This window comes from Rathayibacter rathayi, from assembly GCF_004011095.1.
Classification (GTDB): domain Bacteria; phylum Actinomycetota; class Actinomycetes; order Actinomycetales; family Microbacteriaceae; genus Rathayibacter; species Rathayibacter rathayi.
Map to the genome: position 1 here is coordinate 61,054 of NZ_CP028129.1, position 19,366 is coordinate 80,419.

The window sequence follows — 19,366 nt, forward strand, 5'->3', positions numbered from 1 at the left end:
CTGGCCACCCGCATCCGCCGCCCTAGGCTGAGACGATGACCGACCCGACGCCTCTGATCGGCCCGACCGAGGCGCCCGAGCTGCATGTGATGACCTACAACATCCGTCGCCGGATGCCGCGCCTGACCTCCCGCGCCGCCGACCAGTGGGACCGCCGCCGCCCGCTCGTGCGGCGGCTGCTCAAGCAGGAGCGACCCTCCATCCTCGCCGTGCAGGAGGCGCTGCCGGCTCAGTCGGACGCCGTGCACGAGGCGATGGGCTCGTCCTTCGAGGCGATGGGCTTCGGCCGGGATGCCGACCGCGGCGGCGAGCGCGTGATGCTCTTCGTCGACCGCCGCCGCTTCGACGTTCGCCACTGGAGCCAGATCGCCCTCTCCGACACTCCGGACATCGCCGGCTCGCGCAGCTGGGGCAACCGGATCCCCCGCACCGCCGTGATCGCGGAGCTGACCAACTCTGCGACCAGCCGTGAGCTCACCGTGATCTCGACGCACTTCGACCACATCTCGCGGCGCTCGCGCCAGCGCTCCGCCGAGCTGATCGCCGAGCGGGTGCTTGCGCTCGGCCGTCCCGCGATCGTGATGGGCGACATGAACACCGACATCGACACGGTCCCCTACCGCGCACTGCTCGACGGCGGCTGCCTCGCCGACTCCTGGGAGGCCGCCGAGCGGCAGCTCACCCACTCGTGGAGTACGTTCTCGAACTATCGGCCGCCCGCTCCGGGCAAGCGGATCGACTGGCTGCTCGTCAGCGAGGGCGCGTTCGAGGTCGTCTCGGCGGGTATCAATGCCGTCCGCTACGGGGGTTCGGCGCCCTCCGACCACGAGCCGGTCCAGGCCGTGCTTCGCTTCACGAACCCGTGAGCGGCTCCGCCCTCGTCAAAACCTTCCTCCAGTCCCCGCGGACCCGCGGCGAGTGGACCGCCGATGGCATCCGTGCGGTCGGGGCCGCGAGCATCGTGGCCGCCTCGATCGGCTGGACCCTGATCGACGTGGCGGTCCTCGCGCTCGCCGCGATCGGCCTGGCGCTGCCGAGGTTCCTCGGCATCCGGCCGGCGCTCGACGCCGCGTTCGGGGTGGCGCTGCTCGTCGCCTCCTGGAGCAGCGTGCTCGGGCTCTACGAGGCGTGGCCGCAGTGGGACCTGGTGGTGCACTGCGTGCTCAACGGGTTGATCGCCGCGGTGGCGTACATCGTGGCCGCGAGAGCCGGAGTCGTTCCGACGGTGTCGGGTGAGCGCGGTCCGCTCGCTCCCGCGGTCGTGCTCTGCGCCTGTTTCGGTACCACCGCGGGCGTGCTGTGGGAGTGGGGCGAGTGGGCGGGCCACCGCTTCATCGACTCCTCGATCGTCGTCGGCTACGAGGACACCCTCGGCGACCTCGCTGCAGGGGCACTCGGCTCGGTCCTCGCCGGCGCGCTGATGCGCTTCTGGTCGGCGAAGTCCCGCGTGATCCGACCCGGCTCCTCGCCCGACGTCGGAGCTGCGGCGTAGCGTGGCCGCTTCGCGATGGACTCCGAGACCGACGAGCTGATCCGCGAGTTCGTCGCGGCCGGCGGGCACGCGGAGGATTGGGCTCCCGACTACAGCGTCGCCCCGACCGACATCGCTCCGATCGTGCGCGAACGGGTCCACGACGGCGAGCGGGAGCGCGAGCTGGAGTTCGCGTCCTGGGGCTTCACCCCGTCCTGGTCAACGGGGACGTCGACGGGGAAGCGGCCGTCGCTGATCAACGCGCGCCTCGAGTCGGTCGCGACCCCGGGCTGCTCACGCCGGTCGCCTGACGGAGCGGGGCATTCGGCGCCAGCCCCGGCACTCCCACCTCCCTCACCTGAGGATCCGTCCGCGCCTCAGGAGAGGTGAGATCCTCGACGGATATCAGGTACGACGTCGAGGTCGCCGAGCGCCTGTGCTCCCGGCTGAGCGCACTCGCCGCGTAGGTGACGGCCGGGTCCGGGCAGGCCGAAAGTGAGAGGCGGCGCAGGCGCGAGTTCACCGAGTGGCGGGAGCGAGAGGCGCAGCGGGAGCAGGCCGCCGCCGACCCGGTGCGGATGCGCAGCTCGATGGGGCTGGCCGGGGCGACAGCGCTCTCGCTGGAGGACTTCGAGCGGCAGGTCGGGGCGCTTGCGGCGGGCCTGGCGAAGGCTGACGAGCGCGCGCGGCTGAACTCGACCGTGGCGCCGGCATCGTCCGCGCCGGGGGTCGTGATCCCGTTTCCGAAGTGGGAGGACCCGTTCACCCGACCGCCGATCATGCGGCCACCGCCGACGCAGCAGAGGTCTCCGGTGCCGCCAGAGTGAGAGCACGGGAGGGACGCGACCGCGGCCGCGCCCCTCCTGCTCGTCCTACTTCGTGCCGGCGTGCCCCGGGAACGGCTTGCCGTTCAGCGAGACCTCGTCGGGGTCGACCTCGACATCGCCCACGTCATCCGGTCCACCCGTGCCGGGTACGGCCTTCACGTCGGCCGAGCCGGACACGTCGGTGCGGCTCTCGGCCGGGTCCGAGTCCTGCTTGGCTTCGGTCTCACGCTCGCTGCCGGGCGACTCCGAGATGTCCTTCTCAATGGTCTCGCTCTCGGAGGAGGTGGCGGGCGCCGCTCCCTCCGGTGTGCCGATGGTCGAGCCCTGATCGTCTTGCTCCGTGACGTTCTGCTCCGTGCGGTCCTGGTCCATGTCGTCGCCTTTCGTCGGTACCTCCGACGCTACGTCGGGGCGTGCGCCCGGGCACCCGCTTGACAGCCCGGCCGGGGGAGGGCGGCGCGCAGGGTCGACGTATTACCCTGGGTCGACGGTCGCACCGGGGGGCGCGGCACACCCGCCGCCGACCGCGAGGAGGACCTGTGGCATCCCACCGGACAGGCGACACCCGGATCGTCGGGACGACGGTCGACGGCCGGTACACCATCGAGGAACTCATCGGCCGGGGCGGAATGGCCACCGTCTACCGGGCGCGCGACGGCGTCCTCGGCCGCTCCGTCGCGCTGAAGATGTTCGCGCCCGGCATCGACGACGCGCAGGATCTGCAGCGCAAAGCCTCCGAGATCCGCCTGCTCGCGGCCCTCAACCATCCCGCCCTCGTGACTCTGTACGACGCGCACGATGGCGGGGACGACACCAACGGGCAGGCGTACATGGTGATGGAGCTCGCCGAGGGGCCGAGCCTGTCCGGGCGGCTCGCGGAGGGCCCGGTCGCCCCGAACGACGTCGCCTCAATGGCCGGCGACCTCGGCGAGGCCCTGCACACCGTCCACGCGGCCGGAGTCGTGCACCGCGACGTCAAGCCATCGAACGTGCTGCTCGTGCCGAGCCCGCTGACCAGTCGCGAATTCCGCCCCAAGCTTGCCGACTTCGGCATCGCCTCCCTCATCGACGCGACGCGGATCACCGCGCCCGGCACCCTCCTCGGCACCGCCGCCTATCTCAGCCCCGAGCAGGCGCACGGCGATCCGGTCACCTCGGCGAGCGACATCTACTCCCTCGGCCTGGTGCTCCTGGAATCGTTGACCGGCCGCCGCCCGTTCACCGGATCGGCGATCGAGGTCACGCTCGCCCGCCTGCTCCGCGACCCCGAGGTGTCGGAGTCGCTCGGCAGCGGCTGGACCTCGCTCCTGACCGCCATGACGGGGCGCGAGCCCGGCACTCGCCCGACCGCGCTGCAAGTGGCGGAGTCGGCACGCCGACTGATCGACCCGCGGCGCTACTCTCCGCCGGTGGCCATCGTCGTCCCCGATGTCGCCAGGACGCGGGTCCTGTCGACGGAGCCGCTCGCCGCGACGGAGCCGATCACGCGGACGGAGGTCGTTGAGCCGACCCGTCCGCTCGCGGCCGACACGTCGCAGGCGAGCGGGGTGATCACTCCGACGCAGCGTCTCGCCGCGACCAAGCAGGTCGCTCCTGCGCCGCGCCGGCGCCACGGCCCGAGCCCGTGGCTCGTCGTGCTGGTGCTCGCGCTGGTCGCGATCGCCGTCGGGCTCGCGATCATCCTGATCGACACTCCGCAGTCGCCTCTGCCGCAGGTCGACGGCGAGCTGGGCGATCACCTCCGCCGGCTGCGCGAAAGCATCCGCTCATGAGGGGCCTCCGATGGCGGGCCGCCGGTACCGTGCTCGCCTCGGTCCTGGTGCTGAGCGGATGCGCCTCCGCGCCGCAGGGGATCGACGAGGGCACGGCGCAGACCCTCGACAACGCGGTCGTGGCCGTCGCCACAAAGGCGTCGGCCGACGACTACCAGGGGGCGCTCACCGAGCTGGCCTCGCTCCAGGCAGCCCTTGACTCCGCCCTCGCGGCGGGCTCCGTCAGCTCCGACCGCGCACAGACCGTGCAGGGACAGGTCGATGTCGTCCGCAGCGGTCTCGAGGCAGTGGTCGCCGGAGCCGCTGAGCCGACGCCGGTCGAGACGACCAGCTCGGCGCCCAAGGAGTCGACCCCGGTCGAGGAGGCGCCGGAGGACACTCCGTCGACCGTCGAGCCCGAGGACGACCTCGCCCCCTCGCCGGACGAGTCGGAGCCGGAGGAGACGCCGACCGAGCCCGAGGAACCGGCGCAGGAAACTCCTTCTGCCCCAAGCAGCGACACCCCCGGCACCGGCGGGAACGCTCCGGGGAACAGCGGCAACGCCCCCGGAGCCGGTGGCGGCCGCTGACCCACTACTCCCACATCGAGAGCACCGCGAACGCGCCGTCCACATAGGTGTGTCCTCGTGGGTGATGCCCTCCCGGGGGCGTTGAGCGGGCTCCCACGCGAGCCCCGGGCAGCCCGCGCCGCGCTGAAGCCCGCCTGAAGCGCTCACTTCGCCTGGAGACGCTCACTTCGCCTGGAGACGCTCACTTCGCCTGGAGAAGAGGGGCGCTCATTCGTCGCGGTCGGTGTACTCGCCCTCGTTCTCGCCCTCAGCGCCGGCCGTGCCCGTGTCGACGTAGCTACCCTTCACCGAGGTGTCCTCGTCGTTGCGAGACGTGTCGATATAGCTGCCTTCTTCGGTGCCCGAGGTGTGCGAGACGCCCCCGGTCGAGGTGTACTCGCCGCCGGTGCTCTCCTCGGTGCTCGTCTCCTCGGTGCTCGTGCCCTCGGTGCTCGTGCCCTCGGCGAGATGGCGGCCGCTGCCAGCACCGTGCTCGTCGTGCTGCTCGTGCTGCTCGTGCTGGTCGTGGTGGTCGTGGTGGGCCATTGCGGCCTCCTCGCTTCGTCGCGTCGGTGCGCGGTCGGATCGGCCGCGCTCGATCCGAGACTTCTGCATCCCGGGCGGTGGTGCAAGACGTGGCGCCTGCACATCCGTGCCGCGCAACTCCTATCGGCGCCCGATCCGCCCGCTTAGCGTGTCGGAGATGAGCAGCTCCCCTCGCACTCGCTGGAGCGTCATCGGCCAGCTCGGACCGGTCTTCGACGACGGCGGACCGATGCTCCTGGTCGAGGCGCGGTCCTCGTTCGGACGCCGGCCGATGCACCGCGCGAAGGCGCAGTTGCTGCTCTCGGCGCTGCGCCACCGCGCCCGCGAACTCGGCGACCGCGTCGAGTACGTCCGCTCCGAGACCTTCGGCGAGGCCCTGGCCGGACGCGACGACCTCGAGGTGCTCGACCCGCCCACCCGGGGCGCTCGCCGCCTCGCCCGCCGACTCCGCATGAGTGTCCTGCCCAGCCGTGGCTTCATCACTGCGGAGGAGGACTTCCGCGAGTGGGCGCTCTCCCGCTCCGGGAAGCGCCTGCTGCTCGAGGACTTCTACCGCTGGAGCCGCACGCGCACCGGCGTGCTCATGCGCGGCGACCAGCCAGAGGGCGGCCGCTGGAACTACGACCACGACAACCGCCAGCCGCCACCCAAGGGTGCCTCCCGGCTCGGCCTCCCCGATCCGTGGTGGCCCGAGGAGGACGACATCGACGAGGAGGTGCGCGCCGATCTTGCCCGCTGGGAGGCGGAGGGAGCGGTCCGCCTGGTCGGCGCCGACGGTCCGCGCCGCTTCGCCGCGACCCCGGCGGAAGCGGAGGCGGCGCTCGCCGATTTCGTCTCGTCGCGCCTGGGCGACTTCGGCACCTATGAAGACGCGATGCTCTCGGGCGACTGGACGATGGCGCACTCGCTCCTCAGCGCCCCGATGAACCTGGGCGTGCTCGATCCGCGCGCCGTCATCGACGCGGCCGAGGCCGAGTACGCCGCCGGCGGCGCGCCGATCGCAGCGACGGAGGGGTTCGTCCGCCAGATCCTCGGCTGGCGCGACTACGTCTGGAACCTGTTCTGGCACCTCGGCCCGGAGTACCGCGACCGCAGCCGGGCGCTCGGCGCCGCCACGCCGCTGCCCGCCGAGCTGCTCGCCCTGGACGCGAGCGGCATCGAGGCGAACTGCCTGCACGAGACCCTCGACGACGTCCACCGGCACGGCTGGGCGCACCACATCCAGCGGCTGATGGTGCTCGGCAACTGGGGACTGCAGCGGGGGTGGGATCCGGCGCAGCTCAACGACTGGTTCGTGGACGTCTTCGTCGATGGCACGGAGTGGGTGATGCCGGCGAACGTGATCGGGATGTCGCAGCACGCCGACGGCGGCATCGTCGCGACGAAGCCGTACGCCTCGGGTGGCGCCTACATCAACCGGATGTCCGACTACTGCGGCGGCTGCCGCTTCGACCCGAAGATGCGCCTGGGCGAGAACGCTTGCCCGGTGACCGCAGGCTACTGGGCCTTCCTCGACCGCGCCGAGCCGGTCCTCCGCGGCAACCACCGGATGGCTCAGCCTCTTGCGGGCCTCCGCCGGCTTGCCGATCGGGCGGCCGTCGTCGACCAGGAGCGCCTGCGCGAGACGTACTGACGCCGGGGCCGCACGAGGCGTCTGCCGCACGGCTTACCCGATCCGTACGAACCGCGATACCGTCACCGCGATCGTCACCGCCGTCGTTCCCGTCACCCCCGCGAGCTGCGCGTCCAGCGTGGCCGGATCCACATGGTGCGCGCTCGGCCCCATCAGCACCTCCGCGCGCAGCTCGTCGACGCTCATCCACACCGTGCTGTCGAGCTCGTCCCGCGCCCGCAGCGAGAGCCCGGCCAGCTGGTCGTCGAGCTGCTCCGCCTTGCCCGCGTCGATGCCCAGCATCCCGAACCGCTCCCGGATCTCGTGCAGGTGCCGCTCGCGCGGGGTGACGACGACCGCGACGCCCCCCGGCCGCAGCACCCGCCGCATCTCGGGGGCGTTGCGCGGAGCAAAGACTGTGAGCAGCGCGTCCGCGCAGGAGTCCGCGAGCGGAAGCGGCTGCCACAGATCCGCGGTCGCCACTGCCGCGCGGGGATGAGCGCGGGCGGCGCGGCGGGCGGCCGGAGCCGAGAGGTCAAGGCCCAGCCCGTCCGACTCCGGATGCGCGTTGAGCACGGCCGCGAGGTACGCGCCGGTGCCGCAGCCCAGGTCGACCACGAGCCGCGCGCCGACGGGCACGGCCGCCGCGACCGCGTCCTGGATCGCTTGGTAGTGGCCCGAGCCGAGCAGATCGGCGCGGGCCTGCACCATCGCCGCAGTGTCGCCAGAGGTCGCGTGCCGTCCGCGCAGCAGAGAGGCGTAGCCCTGGCGCGCGACGTCGGCGCTGTGCCCCAGAGGGCAGCGGAGAGAGGAGGGACGCGGCAGCGCATCCGGCACCAGCCCACTGCCGCAGATCGGGCAGGCGAGGGCTGGCAGTACCGTCGATCCGGGTCGAGCGGCCGGATCGAACGCGCTCACTCCGCGCCGGGCGCGCGCGCCCGCATAGCCGTGATCGCCGCATTGAGCGTCGCAATCGTCGGCACCGCGAACAGCGCCCCGGCGAGCCCCGCCACCTCGAGCCCGGTCGCCACTCCGAGCACCACGGCGAGCGGATGCACCTTCACGGCGGTCCCCAGGATGAGTGGCTGGAGGACGTGCCCCTCGATCAGGTGCACCATGATCACGACGCCGACCATCACCAGCGCGGCCACCGGCCCACTGAACAGCAGCGCCACGAGTGCAGCCAGGACTCCCGTCACGATCGCGCCGACGATCGGCACGAACGAGCCGAGGAACACCACGATAGCGATCGGCACGACCAGCGGCAGCTGGAGGGCGAGCGCCCCGATCCCGATGCCGACGGCGTTGATCCCGGCGACGCCGAGCTGCGCGCGCACGAACTGACTCAGTGTCTGCCAGCCGGCGGCGCCGCCGTGCTCCATTCCGGAGCGGGCCCGGCGGGGGAGGAGACGGAGGAACCACTGCCAGATTCGGCGGCCGTCCAGCAGCAGGAAGATCAGCGAGAACAGCGTGAGCAGCGTCCCGGCGAACACCTCGGCGAGCTGCGAGCCAACGGCGAGAGCACCGGAGGCGATGGTCGAGGCCTGCGTGTCGGCCCAGGTGATCGCCCGCTGCGCCCAGTCGCCGATCTGGACGTCCGAGAACGACAACGGCGGTCCCCGCAGCCAGGCCTCGACGCTGTCGACCGCGTCGAGGGCCCGCTGACCCACCCCGCTGAACCCTGAGCGCGACTGCACGATCACCAGAGCGACGAGACCGCCCAGCAGCAGGAGCATCGCCAGGATCGAGACCAGGACCGCGAGCGGGCGGGGCAGCCGCAGGCGCTCCAGCCGGTTCCGCAGCGGTGTCAGGAGCGCGGTGAGGAGCAGGGCGATCAGCACCGGCACCACGATCACGGGCAGCAGCGAGACGAGACGGACGAGGAGGTAGAGCAGCGCCGCCACGGCGAGGAAGCGCCACGACCAGGCGGCGGCGATCCGCATCCCGATCGAGACATCGCCCGATACGTCGTGGGAGGAGTCGGAGAGGACCGGGGGGAGGTCGGCCGGTGGCGTCGCAGGGCTCTCGTGCCGCTGATTGCGCACTCGCCGTCCCTGCATGACCCCTCCGATCTTCTCGCAGTGTACGGCGAGGCGGGCGCCCGATCCCGGGAGAGTGCACCGGGAGGGGCACGTCCTGTCCTGCCCTGATCGTGCCGTGCCCTGTCCTGTCTTGTCCTGCCCTACGCTGAGCGGCTCTGCGCCCGAGTGTGTCGGATCGCGCCGCCTCCCCATCGTTCCCCGCCTGCGTTGGGTCCTGCCCACCCGCGCCGGTAGCGTCCTGCGGGCAGGAGCCGAACGAGGAGGCGATGGATGCTGGACGTGGTTCTCGCGGTCGCCGGATGGTGCGCGGGTGCAGTGCTCGTCGTCAGCGGAGCGCTCAAGCTCGGCCGCACGGCTGAATTCCGCGCGAGTCTTGCGGCTCTCGGCGTACCACTCGTGCTCCGGCGCCGCGGCTGGTTCGCCGCCGCTTTCCCTGTCATCGAGATCGTGCTGGGTGCCGCGGTCGTGCTGGCGCCCGCTCCACTGCACCGCGCCGCGCTCGTGCCGGTGGTGCTTGTGGACGCCGTGTTCCTGATCGTCGCCGTCCGCGCGGTCCGTGCGAGGGAGGACGTCGACTGCGAATGCTTCGGCGGTCTGGGCTCAGCGAGGATGACCGGGCGCACCGTTGCACGGAACGCCGCGCTCCTCGCGCTGGCACTCGCCGGGCTCCTCGGCGCGCTCGCCCCCTCTGCCCTGCTCGCGAGCGGGGGCGGAGTCGCGGCGGTCGCAGCATCCGGCCTCGCAGCGGCTCTCGCCGCGGTCTCGCTGGTGCTGGTGCGCGATCGTCGCGCCGGATCCACCGTCGTACCCGCCGCCTCCGGGGCCCACGCCTCCCCGGCGGATGCGACCCTCGCCCTCGTCACCGCCGCAGGGGAGCACCTGACGCTCGACGAACTCTCTCGCCCCGCGACTCATCTCGTCTTCTTCTCGCCCTCGTGCACCTCCTGCCACCACCTCGTCGAGCGCTTCCGCTGGTGGCCGAACGGCTTGCGCGAGGGGGAGGAGCTACTGCCCGTCTTCCTCGGGAACCGCGACGAGTTCGCGGCGTACGAGGTGTACGCGCCTCTCGTCGATCACGCCCTCTACGACCCCGTCGGAGAGGTCGCCGCGGTCCTGGGGCGATCCTCTACTCCTGGCCACGTCCTGATCACCCCCGAGCGCCCGCTCGGAGACGGCTGGACCTCGGGCGGCCTCGCCATCGAGTCCCGCGTCCTGCGACCGGACTTTATCGCGGATGTGGAGGCGGGCCTGCTGATTCCGGCGTCACGCATCGGCTGACCGTCCACCCTTGCGACTGCCTCTGGCGCCCGGTTCAGTCGTGCAACGACCAGGAGTGAGCGGCCACCTCGATGCCGCCGACGGTTGCGGTCTCGTCGCCCAGGTTCAGGGCGAGTCGCGCGATGCGTCCCTCCGGGCCCTCCGCCACGAGCAGCGCGGCCGTGTTGGACAGATCGACGGTGCGGGTGCTCGCGCCGACGAGCCAGGGATGGCGTCGGCGGAAGGCGATCACCTCCTGGTGCGCGCGGTAGGCCTCCCCGCCCGGCCACTGGGCGGGGTCGGCCGGGAATTCGGGGCGGATCGCGTCGTCGCCGCCGACCCGCTCCTCCTTGACGCCCCGGAGCCCCCGTTCATCGCCCGAGTAGATGCTCGGCACGCCGGCGACAAAGCCGAGGATCGCGGTGGCATGGCTGTGGTGGCGCTCGTCGCGGAGTGCGCTGGCGATCCGGGTCACATCGTGGTTGCCGATGAAAGTGAGCGGGAGGAACTCGCGGGCGAAGCCGTCGTGGCGCTCCAGTGACCAGGCCAGCTCGAAGAGGTTCGCCTCCTCGATCGAGTTGCGAACCGCCTTCCAGAGTTCGTACTGCGTCACGGAGTCGAGCCCCGATTCGCGCACATAGCCCGCGTAGTCGCCGTGGATGACCTCACCGACGAACCAGGCCTCGGGGAATCGCTGCCGCACCGGGTCGATCGCCGCGTGCCAGGCGGCCGGTGCGACCGCGTATGCAGCATCGAGGCGCCAGCCGTCGATGCCCCGCTCAAGCCAGTGCGCGAGCACGGACGAGACGTACTCCGCCACCTCCGGCTGCGCGTTGTCGAGTTCGACCAGGGCGTCGTGCCCCTCGAACACGTCCACGCGGAGTCCATCGACCTCGCGGGAGCCCTCGCTCCGGGAAAAGCGCGCCGCCTCACGCGAACCCTCGCCCGCCGCCACCGCTGCGCGCCACCAGGGGTGCTCGCGGCCCACATGGTTGAAGACGCCGTCGAACAGCACTCGGATCCCGCGCTCGCGGCAGGCCGCGATCAGCATGTCGAGGTCGGCGTCGTCGCCGAGGCGGGGATCGACCCGGAAGTGGTCGACCGTGTCGTAGCCGTGGCTCGAGGAGGCGAAGACCGGCCCGAGCAGGAGCCCATTGCAGCCCAGCGCCAGCAGGTCGTCGAGCCAGGGCAGCAGCGCACGGAGGCGGTGCTGCGGCTCGTCCTGCGGACCGGGGCCCTCCGCGGCGCTCGCTTCGGCGCCCGTGAAGCCGAGCGGGTAGACGTGCCACCAGATCGCCGTCGAGATCCAACCGTCCTTGTGCGCCATCGCGGCCGTCCCTCCGGCGCGCTCGGGACACGCCGCCGCCACTGTAGCGACGTGCCCTGGGCCGGGACCGCACCCGCTCACCGACCCGGCCGTGCATCAGCGATCCAGGTCAGTACCGCGAGTCCCGCCCGTGCTGCGGCGGGGGCGGTGACGGAGCAGACGAGGAGCGCGAGCCCCGCGCAGGCGAAACCGACCACCGCGCTCCTGCGCTCGCCCGCCCAGCGCAGCGCCCGTACCGACAGGGCCGCGGCCGCCGCCGCGATGGCGACTGCGGGCAGGGCCCAGAACGGATGGACAGAAGAGGCGAGCGCGAGCAGGCCCAGCGCCAGCGCGGTGAGTCCGGGTTCTCGGGGCCGGCGGGCTGGACGGCGTCGCCGCGGGTTCCGGGGGAGGGCCTCGGCGGGCCGAACAGAAGAAGGAGGAAGGAGTGTCGTCGTCATCATGAGCCGATCCTCGCCACAGGGCGGACGCGGCGGGGAAAGGATCTGCTGATCGGCGGAGAGTCGCGCCACGCACCTCCTGTGGAGGGACCACGGGGCGCGATCCGCGTCGTTCCGGGCATCTCGGGGCCGAAATCGCCGGAAATCCGGGACGGGGCTGGTAGGTTACCGACGGTCCGATCGGTCGAGGACGTCCGTCCCCGGCCGAGGACGATCCACCACAACCAGCTGTTCCGACAGCGAGAACGTCCTGGGAGGACACTGCATGGCTGACAAGTCGCTCAACCGCACCGAACTCGTCGCGAAGATCGCCGCCGACTCGGGCCAGAGCCAGGCCGCCGTCAACGGCGTCCTCGACTCGCTCTTCACCACCCTCGCCGACTCCGTGTCGAACGACGTGAAGGTCACCATCCCCGGCTGGATCGCCGTCGAGCGCACCTCCCGCGCCGCGCGCACCGGCCGCAACCCGCAGACCGGCGAGACCATTCAGATCGCCGCCGGCCACTCGGTCAAGGTCTCCGCGGGCACCAAGCTCAAGGCCGCCGCGAAGTAGTCGCGTCCTCCGATGCGGCCCCGGCACTGCGCCGGGGCCGTCGTCGTCCGCGGAAGCGGCTGCCGACCAGCCGCGGAACGTAGGCTAATGGGGTGAATCGAACCGCCCGGATCGTCGGCCCAGCGCTCGTGCTCGTCGCCGCAGCGCTCGTCGCCCTCCTCGCGGCCCTGGCCTTCGGCGGAGGTGCCGCAGCCCCGCTGCTCAACGACCCGGGTCCCGTGGTCCGCTACTGCCTGCCGATCGCCAAGCTCGCCGTCAACCTGGGCGCCGCGGGCATGATCGGGTCGCTCGTGCTGACACTCTTCGCGCTGAGCCCCCGCGCCGCTGCCGAGCGCGAGGCCCGCTCGACGCCTCGCGCCTCCGCGCCTCGCACCACCCTCGCCCCCGCGCGCACAGCGGTCGCCGAGCCCGCCGCCGAGCCGCGCACCGAATTCTCCGTAGCCCTCGACGTCGCCGCGGCCAGCGCCGCCTTCTTCGCCGCCGCCAGCGCCGTGACCGGCTTCCTCACCTTCCTCACCGTCACGCAGACGCCACTGAGCCTCGACCGCGACTTCGGCACCAAGCTCAGCTACTTCATCGGCAGCATCGAGGTCGGCCAGGCCTGGCTCATCACCACCCTGCTCGCCGCCGTGGTCACCGTGCTCTGCTTCGCCGTCCGCAACCAGACCGCGCTTGTCTTCGTCACCGCCCTGGCCCTGCTCACCTTGCTGCCGATGGCGCAGCAGGGGCACGCGGCGGGAGCGAGCGGCCACGATGCCGCCGTCACCGCGCTGGGCCTGCACCTCGTCTTCGCGGCGATCTGGTTGGGCGGCCTGATCACGATGGTCGCTCTCCGGCCGCTCCTCGGCGGAGCGCGCCTGCTGCCCGTGATCGAGCGCTACTCCAGCCTCGCGCTCGTGAGCTTCGTCGCGGTCGCCGCCTCCGGCTACGTCAGCGCCGCGCTGCGGCTCGCCACCCTTGACAACCTGCTCACCGGCTACGGGATCCTCGTGCTGGTCAAGGTCGCGGCGCTGGTCGCGCTCGGCATGTTCGGTGTGCTGCAGCGCCGCTACCTCATCGAGCGGATGAGGCGGGCCGGCGGCGTCGGCGGCCGCGGCTTCTGGTGGCTGGTCGGTGCCGAGATCGCCTTCATGGGCATTGCCTCCGGAGTCGCCGCGGCGCTCGCCCGCACCGCGACCCCCGTCGACCAGGTCGTGGCCAGCCAGCTCACCGACCCGACTCCAGCCCAGTTGCTCACCGGTGACCCGCTCCCCCCGCCCGCGAGCGCGGCGAACTTCCTCACGCTGTGGAACGTCGACCTGGTCTGGCTCCTGATCTGCGCCTTCGCCATCTCCTTCTATCTCGCCGGAGTCGTGCGGCTGCACCGCCGCGGCGACCGTTGGCCGCTGTACCGCACGATCCTCTGGATCGCGGGCATGCTGCTGCTGGCCTACATGACGAACGGCGGCGTCAACGCCTACGAGAAGTACCTGTTCAGCGCCCACATGCTCTCGCACATGGTGCTGACGATGGCGGTGCCGCTGCTGCTCGTCCCGGCGGCCCCGGTCACCCTGATCGCCCGAGCGGCCACCCGACGCACCGATGGCTCCCGCGGCGCCCGCGAGTGGGTGCTGCTCGCCGTGCACTCCCGCTTCGCCACCGCGATCTCGCATCCGATCGTCGCCGCCCTGCTGTTCGTCGGCTCGCTGTGGGGCTTCTACTACTCGCCGCTGTTCCGCTGGGCGACCACCGACCACATCGGCCACGAGTGGATGATCGTCCACTTCCTGATCACCGGCTACCTCTTCGTCAGCGTGCTGATCGGGGTCGACCCGAGCGTGCACCGCGTGCCCTACCCGATGCGCCTGCTACTGCTGCTGGGCACGATGGCGTTCCACGCCTTCTTCGGCCTCGCCCTGATGACGGGGGAGGGCCTGCTGCTCGCTGACTGGTACGGAGCGATGGGCTGGGGCACCTCCGCTCTCGCCGATCAGCAGGCGGCAGGCGGCATCGCCTGGAGCATCGGCGAGATCCCGACCCTCGCCCTGGCGATCGTGGTCGCGATGATGTGGAGCCGCTCCGACGCCCGTGAGACCAAGCGCCGCGACCGCCAGGCCGACCGCACCGGCGAGGCGGAGCTCACCGCCTATAACGACCGGCTCGCCGCCCTCGAAAAACGCAGCTGACCCGCGCCGTCCGCTGCGGACCGCGCGCAGGCCGCAGGTACAGTGGACCGGTGACCCAGCCCACCCTCTCCGACGAGCAGCAGCGGGTCTTCGAGCTCATCGAGAACACCCGCGAGCACCTGTTCGTCACCGGCCGCGCGGGCACCGGCAAGTCCACTCTGCTCAACCACCTGAGCTGGAACACCGACAAGCAGATCGTCATCTGCGCGCCAACCGGGGTCGCAGCGCTCAACGTCGGCGGCCAGACCATCCACTCGCTGTTCCGGTTGCCGATCGGTGTCATCGCCGACTCTGACCTCGACCAGCCTCCCGAGCTGCGCAAGCTCCTGAACACCATTGACACGCTCGTGATCGACGAGATCTCGATGGTCAACGCCGACCTCCTCGACGGGATCGACCGCAGCCTCCGCCAGGCGCGGCAGCGGCGCTCCGAGCCGTTCGGAGGCGTGCAGGTTGTCCTCTTCGGCGACCCGTTCCAGCTCGCTCCCGTCCCCGGTGATCCACAGGAGCGCGCGTACTTCGCCGACCGTTACCGCTCGCTGTGGTTCTTTGACGCCCTGGTGTGGCAGGAGGCGCCGTTGCGGATCGTCGAGCTCGGCCGGATCCACCGGCAGAGCGACGAGCGTTTTAAGTGGATGCTCAACGCGGTTCGCTTTGGCATGGTGACGAAAGAGATCGCCGACATCCTCAACGCGGCCGGCGCCCGAACGCCTCCGGCCGACGATGCGATCACTCTCGCGACCCGCAACGACACTGTCAATCGGATCAACCAGGCGGCGCTCGCCCGGCTCAAGGGCCCGCTCAAGACGGCCTCGGCCGAGATCAGCGGGGACTTCGGCGGGCGCGCCTACCCGGCGGATCACAACCTCGAGCTCAAGATCGGCGCGCATGTGATGTTCCTGCGCAACGACTCCGAGCAGCGCTGGGTGAACGGCACCATCGGCCGGGTGACGAAGGTTGCGGGCACGGTCTGGGTCGACGTCGACGGCGAGGTGCACGAGGTCGAGCCCGCGACCTGGGAGCGCTACCGCTACTCCTACTCCGCCGCCACGAAGAAGCTGACCCGCGAGATCGTCGCGGAGTTCGCTCAGTTCCCGCTCCGTCTGGCCTGGGCGGTGACAATCCACAAGTCGCAGGGCAAGACCTACGATTCGGCGGTGGTCGACCTCGGCCAGCGCGCCTTCGCACCCGGGCAGACGTACGTGGCGCTCAGCCGCATCACGAGTCTCGAGGGTCTCTACCTGACCCGTCCGCTCCGCCCGAGCGACATCATCGTCGACAAGGATGTGCTGCGGTTCATGTCCGAGCGGCGGGCGGAGCGGGCCGCCGTCGCCGAGGCGTCCGTGGACTGACGCTCGGTAGGGCGCTCGGTCGGAGCAGAGGCGTCACCGGAGCACAGGTGTCAGCGGAGCACAGATGTCACCGGAGCACAGGTGTCACCGGACCACAGGTGTCAGGCCGCCGCGCAGGTGCGCGCGAGGTCGCGGAACAGCTCCGTCGTCAGCCGGTACGCCTCGGCGACTTCCGCGATGACACGCTCGCGCTCCTGATCGTCCCAGCCCGCGGCGTCGAGCTGCTCGCGGTAGGTGGCGCGGAAGGCCGACGGCGCGGCGATCTCGCCGTAGAGGAAGAAGCCCACGCCGTTCGTCTCGAAACCGAAGCGTCGTTGCAGCAGGGCTCTCACGATGGCGCAGCCCGAGAGGTCACCGAGGTAGCGCGTGTAGTGGTGCGCGACGAACCCGCCGCTCCAGCCCGCGGCGACCGTACGGATCCGCTTGACGTAGGCGCTGGTCGAGCGCAGCGGACGGATACGCTCGCGCCAGTTCTCACCGACGAGGAAGCGCAGGTCCTCCGCGATCGCGGGGAGGCGGGTGAGCTTGGCCGAGAGGAAGGGCGCGGCGACCGGATCGCCGGCCATGTCCTCGGCGACGGCCTCGAGCGCCTCGTAGACGAAGTAGTGCTGCGAGATGAGCGCGATGTAGTCGTCGCGGCTGCCGGAGCCCGTCATCAGCGAGGTCATGAAGGCGGCGCCCTCGTCGTCGGCACCGGATTGGCCGATACGTAGGCGCAGGGCCTCGGAGAACGGAACAACGTTCGACACGGTGGCCTCCCTCGACGACTTAGGTTGGCCTTACCTTAGTCGAGCGACGCCGCCGGGACCAGGGGTGCACACATCCAGCGGCGGACGCGGGTGTCCGCGATCCAGAGCGTCAGTGCTGGTGTCCGCCGTCGACGACCGAGTGCATCATCCCGCCCATCCCGCCCCCGTCACCTGATCCCCCCGAGGAGGCGGCCATCGCCGGAGTCGCCAGCGCCGAGACGGCCAGTGCGCCGGCCAGCAGGCCGACCAGGGCGCGCGTGGGCGAGACGGTGCGCTCCTCGGTCCGGGACGAGCGCAGTGTGACGGCGACCACCGCGAAAGCGATCAGTTCGAGGACCGCGGCGGAGAGCGCGGGCATCGGCTCGGCGAGAATGCCGGTGGCCAGGCCCAGCGCGAAGGCGGCGAGAGCGGCGACCGCGACGACGAGCGTGGTCCGAGGCAGGAGGATCCGCCCGCGTGCCAGAACGAGCACTCCCCAGAGGATCTCGACGGCGCCGAGCACACCGATCACGGGGGCCTGGACTCCCTCGCCACCGGCGGCGATCGAGACGTGCACGAGGCCGGCACCCAGCCCGGCGAAGGCGGCGTTGCAGCGTGCCACTGTCGTCATGACTACTCCAATCACTGGGTCGGGGAAGAGCCGAAAAAAGGAGGCCCCGGATCGACACACCGCATCGTGTCGTCCGGGGCCGTTCGGTCCGTCCGCCGCGGAAAACGGCGGGCCCACGGCGGACGGAGTCTGGAGGGGCGGCAATACCGCCCGGGTCAGGCGGTCGCGGCGGTGCGCGTCCTCGCCGTCTTTTCGGTGCCGAGTCCGACTCCCAGGAGCACCAGCGCGCTGGCCAGGTGCAGGAAGTGGTCGGCGGTGTTCAGCGCCAGCACATTGAGGGCAGTGTCGACCAAGAAGAAGCCGACGATGCCCAGCAGCAGGTACACCGCTCCGACGGTGACGTTGACCGCCTTCGCTGCGGGGACCGTGGACAGTCCGGCGATCAGGAGCGCACCACCGATAAGGAGGTGCGCGATATTGTGCAGCGGATTCACCTCGAAGATACCGAGCAGAAGCCCGCCCTGTGTCGCAAGGAACTGCACTCCTCCGGTGACGACGAAGCCGAGAAGCCCGACGACGACATACACGGCTCCGAAGAGAGTCGCCAGCAGTCGATTGGGGGATCTACGCATGGTCTCTTACCTCCTTCGAGCAGCGCGTCTGCGCTGTACTCCCCCTCTTCGTAACCCGAGGCCTGCCGGTTTGGGAACGGGGTGGACTGCGCCGCTCACGAGGTGGATCGCGCCAGTCACCGTCCGGACGACGCCAGTCGCCGTCAGGCGCCGGTCACGGTCAGGACACGAATCACGCCGGTGTGCAGACCGGCCGTCCCCGCCCGCCGACGCCCCGTACAGTGGTGCCGTTCTCAGACGGGGGAGTCGCACGGCATGGGGTTTCGCAGATTGACGCGGACAGGGCTGCTCGTCGTCCCGGTCCTGGTGCTCGCACTCGCCGGATGCACGCCCAACGCCTCCCTCGTCGCCGATGCCCCCGCGCAGCCCGCGTCGGAGGAGCTCTCCGCCGCGTTGACCGGACTCCTCGAGGAGACGCTCGGGATCGCCGGTGCGACCGGAGCAGTCGCCGGAGTGTGGTCGCCGTGGGGCGGCAGCTGGGAGGGCGCGGTCGGCTGGGAGTCGGACGAGCGCACCACCGCGCTCACCACCGACGCCCACCTGCGGCTGGGTACCGGCGGCACCGAGGCGATGACCTGCGACGTGGTCGTCGCGTTGGCCGGGTCCGGCCGCGCCGACCTCGATGCCGACATCGGCGAGACGCTCCGCTCCCTTCCCGGTGTCGACGGCCTCACCCTGCGCCAGCTCTGCGCGCACACCTCCGGCCTCGCCGACTTCCGCTCGTCGCTCTGGCCGACCGTGCTGCAGAACCCCGCACGGCAGTGGCCGACGCTCGAGCTGCTCGCCGCGGCACAGGTGCACGGCGCTTCGGCGACTCCCGGAGCGGCGTGGTCCGACTCCTCCACCGGGCCCCTGCTCGCCGGCCTCGTCGCCGCGCGGATCACCGGCCGCAGCATCGGCGAGCTGTACGACCAGTACGTGGTGTCGCGGTACGGCCTGCGCAGTACGGAGCTGCCGGGTCGCTCCGACGTCGACCTTCCCGCTCCGTCCCCCCGCGGCTACGCCGTGGCGCTCGACCTAGTCACCGGAGAGAGGCGCTGCGACCTGCGACTCGACGTCACCGCCGCATCCCCGTCCGCACTCGGCGCGGCCGGTGGCGCGGTAACCGATCTCGAGGATCTGCGGCGTCTGGCCGCGGGCCTCGCCGCTGATCCCTCGGGTGACGCCGTGTGGCAGGATCCGGTTCCGCAGGGCCAGGGCCGCGCCGGCTACCTCCGGGCCGGACTCGGCGGATACGAGGCCGGCCCCCTCCGCGGCTTCTCCGGCCTGGCGCCCGGCTTCGTCACCGCTGCCTACTCCGACCCGGTCTCGGAATTGACGGTCGCCGTCTCGATCAACAGCTCGACGCCCGGCGGCGACTTCGCCGCGACTGTCGCCCGGGCCCTGGCCGCGATCGCGGTCGAGCAGGGGGCGGCGGCAGGAGCGGAGGGCCTCCCGCAGCTCCCGTGGACGGCCGACGGCGAGCGTGGCACCGTGCAGGGGACCTCGGCGCGCTGCTGAGCCCGCATCGTCCTAGTCTTGTG

General features: G+C 71.5%; 21 protein-coding genes. 12 read left to right on the forward strand and 9 right to left on the reverse strand.

Going from position 1 to position 19,366, the window contains the following annotated elements:
* Nucleotides 1-35 precede the first annotated feature (35 nt).
* The 4 genes from C1O28_RS00325 to C1O28_RS00340 all read left to right on the forward strand — a co-directional run bounded on the left by C1O28_RS00325 (nt 36) and on the right by C1O28_RS00340 (nt 2,298).
* On the forward strand, nt 36-866 hold the full coding sequence (locus C1O28_RS00325; protein ID WP_097166168.1) for an endonuclease/exonuclease/phosphatase family protein: 831 nt from the start codon (nt 36-38) through the stop codon (nt 864-866).
* Nucleotides 863-1,492 (forward strand): DUF2238 domain-containing protein, encoded by a 630-nt coding sequence (locus tag C1O28_RS00330; RefSeq protein WP_097166169.1) that lies wholly within the window; start codon nt 863-865, stop codon nt 1,490-1,492. Before C1O28_RS00325 ends, C1O28_RS00330 begins: the two co-directional genes overlap by 4 nt.
* Before the next feature lie 15 nt (nt 1,493-1,507).
* Complete coding sequence (locus C1O28_RS00335; protein ID WP_097166170.1) at nt 1,508-1,861, forward strand: SOS response-associated peptidase family protein; 354 nt, start codon at nt 1,508-1,510, stop codon at nt 1,859-1,861.
* A gap of 77 nt (nt 1,862-1,938) precedes the next feature.
* A complete protein-coding gene (locus tag C1O28_RS00340; RefSeq protein WP_097166171.1) occupies nt 1,939-2,298 on the forward strand; it encodes a hypothetical protein in 360 nt (119 codons plus the stop codon).
* A gap of 45 nt (nt 2,299-2,343) precedes the next feature.
* Here the strand turns inward: C1O28_RS00340 and C1O28_RS00345 are convergent, their stop codons facing one another.
* The gene (locus C1O28_RS00345; protein WP_202129597.1) at nt 2,344-2,670 is read right to left on the reverse strand and encodes a hypothetical protein; all 327 of its coding nucleotides are present in this window, start codon (nt 2,668-2,670) and stop codon (nt 2,344-2,346) included.
* Nucleotides 2,671-2,837: 167 nt separating this feature from the next.
* On the opposite strand from C1O28_RS00345, the gene C1O28_RS00350 reads away from it, so the two are divergent.
* Nucleotides 2,838-4,070 (forward strand): serine/threonine-protein kinase, encoded by a 1,233-nt coding sequence (locus tag C1O28_RS00350; protein ID WP_097166172.1) that lies wholly within the window; start codon nt 2,838-2,840, stop codon nt 4,068-4,070.
* Entirely contained in the window at nt 4,067-4,639 is a 573-nt protein-coding gene (locus tag C1O28_RS00355) for a hypothetical protein (protein ID WP_104262043.1), read from the forward strand. Before C1O28_RS00350 ends, C1O28_RS00355 begins: the two co-directional genes overlap by 4 nt.
* 207 nt (nt 4,640-4,846) lie before the next feature.
* Here the strand turns inward: C1O28_RS00355 and C1O28_RS00360 are convergent, their stop codons facing one another.
* Complete coding sequence (locus C1O28_RS00360; protein WP_097166174.1) at nt 4,847-5,164, reverse strand: hypothetical protein; 318 nt, start codon at nt 5,162-5,164, stop codon at nt 4,847-4,849.
* Nucleotides 5,165-5,321: 157 nt separating this feature from the next.
* Between C1O28_RS00360 and C1O28_RS00365 the strand changes: the two genes are divergently transcribed.
* A complete protein-coding gene (locus C1O28_RS00365) occupies nt 5,322-6,797 on the forward strand; it encodes a cryptochrome/photolyase family protein (RefSeq protein ID WP_097166175.1) in 1,476 nt (491 codons plus the stop codon).
* Between the two features lie 33 nt (nt 6,798-6,830).
* Here C1O28_RS00365 and C1O28_RS00370 read toward each other — a convergent pair whose 3' ends face one another.
* The gene (locus tag C1O28_RS00370; protein WP_202129598.1) at nt 6,831-7,694 is read right to left on the reverse strand and encodes a methyltransferase domain-containing protein; all 864 of its coding nucleotides are present in this window, start codon (nt 7,692-7,694) and stop codon (nt 6,831-6,833) included.
* On the reverse strand, nt 7,691-8,836 hold the full coding sequence (locus tag C1O28_RS15345) for an AI-2E family transporter (protein WP_202129599.1): 1,146 nt from the start codon (nt 8,834-8,836) through the stop codon (nt 7,691-7,693). Before C1O28_RS15345 ends, C1O28_RS00370 begins: the two co-directional genes overlap by 4 nt.
* 252 nt (nt 8,837-9,088) lie before the next feature.
* Here C1O28_RS15345 and C1O28_RS00375 point away from each other — a divergent pair, with 252 nt between their 5' ends.
* The gene (locus tag C1O28_RS00375; RefSeq protein WP_097166176.1) at nt 9,089-10,096 is read left to right on the forward strand and encodes a MauE/DoxX family redox-associated membrane protein; all 1,008 of its coding nucleotides are present in this window, start codon (nt 9,089-9,091) and stop codon (nt 10,094-10,096) included.
* A gap of 34 nt (nt 10,097-10,130) precedes the next feature.
* Here C1O28_RS00375 and C1O28_RS00380 read toward each other — a convergent pair whose 3' ends face one another.
* Both C1O28_RS00380 and C1O28_RS00385 read right to left on the reverse strand, forming a co-directional pair.
* The gene (locus C1O28_RS00380) at nt 10,131-11,402 is read right to left on the reverse strand and encodes an alpha-amylase family glycosyl hydrolase (RefSeq protein ID WP_097166177.1); all 1,272 of its coding nucleotides are present in this window, start codon (nt 11,400-11,402) and stop codon (nt 10,131-10,133) included.
* Between the two features lie 77 nt (nt 11,403-11,479).
* The gene (locus C1O28_RS00385) at nt 11,480-11,845 is read right to left on the reverse strand and encodes a hypothetical protein (protein WP_104259772.1); all 366 of its coding nucleotides are present in this window, start codon (nt 11,843-11,845) and stop codon (nt 11,480-11,482) included.
* Nucleotides 11,846-12,107: 262 nt separating this feature from the next.
* On the opposite strand from C1O28_RS00385, the gene C1O28_RS00390 reads away from it, so the two are divergent.
* From C1O28_RS00390 to C1O28_RS00400, 3 genes are all read left to right on the forward strand, one after another.
* Nucleotides 12,108-12,395: an HU family DNA-binding protein gene (locus tag C1O28_RS00390; protein WP_056037903.1), complete on the forward strand. Its 288-nt coding sequence runs from the start codon at nt 12,108-12,110 to the stop codon at nt 12,393-12,395.
* 92 nt (nt 12,396-12,487) lie between these two features.
* Nucleotides 12,488-14,560, forward strand: coding sequence for a bifunctional copper resistance protein CopD/cytochrome c oxidase assembly protein (locus tag C1O28_RS00395; RefSeq protein ID WP_243392043.1), 2,073 nt, complete (start codon nt 12,488-12,490; stop codon nt 14,558-14,560).
* 50 nt (nt 14,561-14,610) lie between these two features.
* Complete coding sequence (locus tag C1O28_RS00400) at nt 14,611-15,912, forward strand: ATP-dependent DNA helicase (RefSeq protein ID WP_097166178.1); 1,302 nt, start codon at nt 14,611-14,613, stop codon at nt 15,910-15,912.
* A gap of 101 nt (nt 15,913-16,013) precedes the next feature.
* Here C1O28_RS00400 and C1O28_RS00405 read toward each other — a convergent pair whose 3' ends face one another.
* The 3 genes from C1O28_RS00405 to C1O28_RS00415 all read right to left on the reverse strand — a co-directional run bounded on the left by C1O28_RS00405 (nt 16,014) and on the right by C1O28_RS00415 (nt 17,843).
* A complete protein-coding gene (locus C1O28_RS00405; RefSeq protein WP_097166179.1) occupies nt 16,014-16,661 on the reverse strand; it encodes a biliverdin-producing heme oxygenase in 648 nt (215 codons plus the stop codon).
* Nucleotides 16,662-16,770: 109 nt separating this feature from the next.
* Nucleotides 16,771-17,271, reverse strand: a complete 501-nt coding sequence (locus C1O28_RS00410; protein WP_097166180.1) for a hypothetical protein — start codon at nt 17,269-17,271, stop codon at nt 16,771-16,773.
* Between the two features lie 155 nt (nt 17,272-17,426).
* The gene (locus C1O28_RS00415; RefSeq protein WP_097166181.1) at nt 17,427-17,843 is read right to left on the reverse strand and encodes a DUF4383 domain-containing protein; all 417 of its coding nucleotides are present in this window, start codon (nt 17,841-17,843) and stop codon (nt 17,427-17,429) included.
* A 255-nt stretch (nt 17,844-18,098) separates the two neighbouring features.
* On the opposite strand from C1O28_RS00415, the gene C1O28_RS00420 reads away from it, so the two are divergent.
* Nucleotides 18,099-19,343 carry a serine hydrolase domain-containing protein gene (locus C1O28_RS00420; protein WP_097166182.1) on the forward strand — a complete coding sequence of 415 codons (1,245 nt, stop codon included), beginning with the start codon at nt 18,099-18,101 and terminating at the stop codon, nt 19,341-19,343.
* Nucleotides 19,344-19,366: the final 23 nt, after the last annotated feature.

What these genes read in the sequence shown, in the direction of transcription:
- C1O28_RS00355 (WP_104262043.1), top strand. Translation starts at nt 4,067, where the DNA reads ATGAGGGGCCTCCGATGGCGGGCCGCCGGTACCGTGCTCGCCTCGGTC.
- C1O28_RS00325 (WP_097166168.1), top strand. Translation starts at nt 36, where the DNA reads ATGACCGACCCGACGCCTCTGATCGGCCCGACCGAGGCGCCCGAGCTG.
- C1O28_RS00415 (WP_097166181.1), bottom strand. Translation starts at nt 17,843, where the DNA reads ATGCGTAGATCCCCCAATCGACTGCTGGCGACTCTCTTCGGAGCCGTG.
- C1O28_RS00365 (WP_097166175.1), top strand. Translation starts at nt 5,322, where the DNA reads ATGAGCAGCTCCCCTCGCACTCGCTGGAGCGTCATCGGCCAGCTCGGA.
- C1O28_RS00360 (WP_097166174.1), bottom strand. Translation starts at nt 5,164, where the DNA reads ATGGCCCACCACGACCACCACGACCAGCACGAGCAGCACGAGCAGCAC.
- C1O28_RS00380 (WP_097166177.1), bottom strand. Translation starts at nt 11,402, where the DNA reads ATGGCGCACAAGGACGGTTGGATCTCGACGGCGATCTGGTGGCACGTC.
- C1O28_RS00390 (WP_056037903.1), top strand. Translation starts at nt 12,108, where the DNA reads ATGGCTGACAAGTCGCTCAACCGCACCGAACTCGTCGCGAAGATCGCC.
- C1O28_RS00375 (WP_097166176.1), top strand. Translation starts at nt 9,089, where the DNA reads ATGCTGGACGTGGTTCTCGCGGTCGCCGGATGGTGCGCGGGTGCAGTG.
- C1O28_RS00420 (WP_097166182.1), top strand. Translation starts at nt 18,099, where the DNA reads ATGGGGTTTCGCAGATTGACGCGGACAGGGCTGCTCGTCGTCCCGGTC.
- C1O28_RS00410 (WP_097166180.1), bottom strand. Translation starts at nt 17,271, where the DNA reads ATGACGACAGTGGCACGCTGCAACGCCGCCTTCGCCGGGCTGGGTGCC.
- C1O28_RS00345 (WP_202129597.1), bottom strand. Translation starts at nt 2,670, where the DNA reads ATGGACCAGGACCGCACGGAGCAGAACGTCACGGAGCAAGACGATCAG.
- C1O28_RS00335 (WP_097166170.1), top strand. Translation starts at nt 1,508, where the DNA reads ATGGACTCCGAGACCGACGAGCTGATCCGCGAGTTCGTCGCGGCCGGC.
- C1O28_RS15345 (WP_202129599.1), bottom strand. Translation starts at nt 8,836, where the DNA reads ATGCAGGGACGGCGAGTGCGCAATCAGCGGCACGAGAGCCCTGCGACG.
- C1O28_RS00385 (WP_104259772.1), bottom strand. Translation starts at nt 11,845, where the DNA reads ATGATGACGACGACACTCCTTCCTCCTTCTTCTGTTCGGCCCGCCGAG.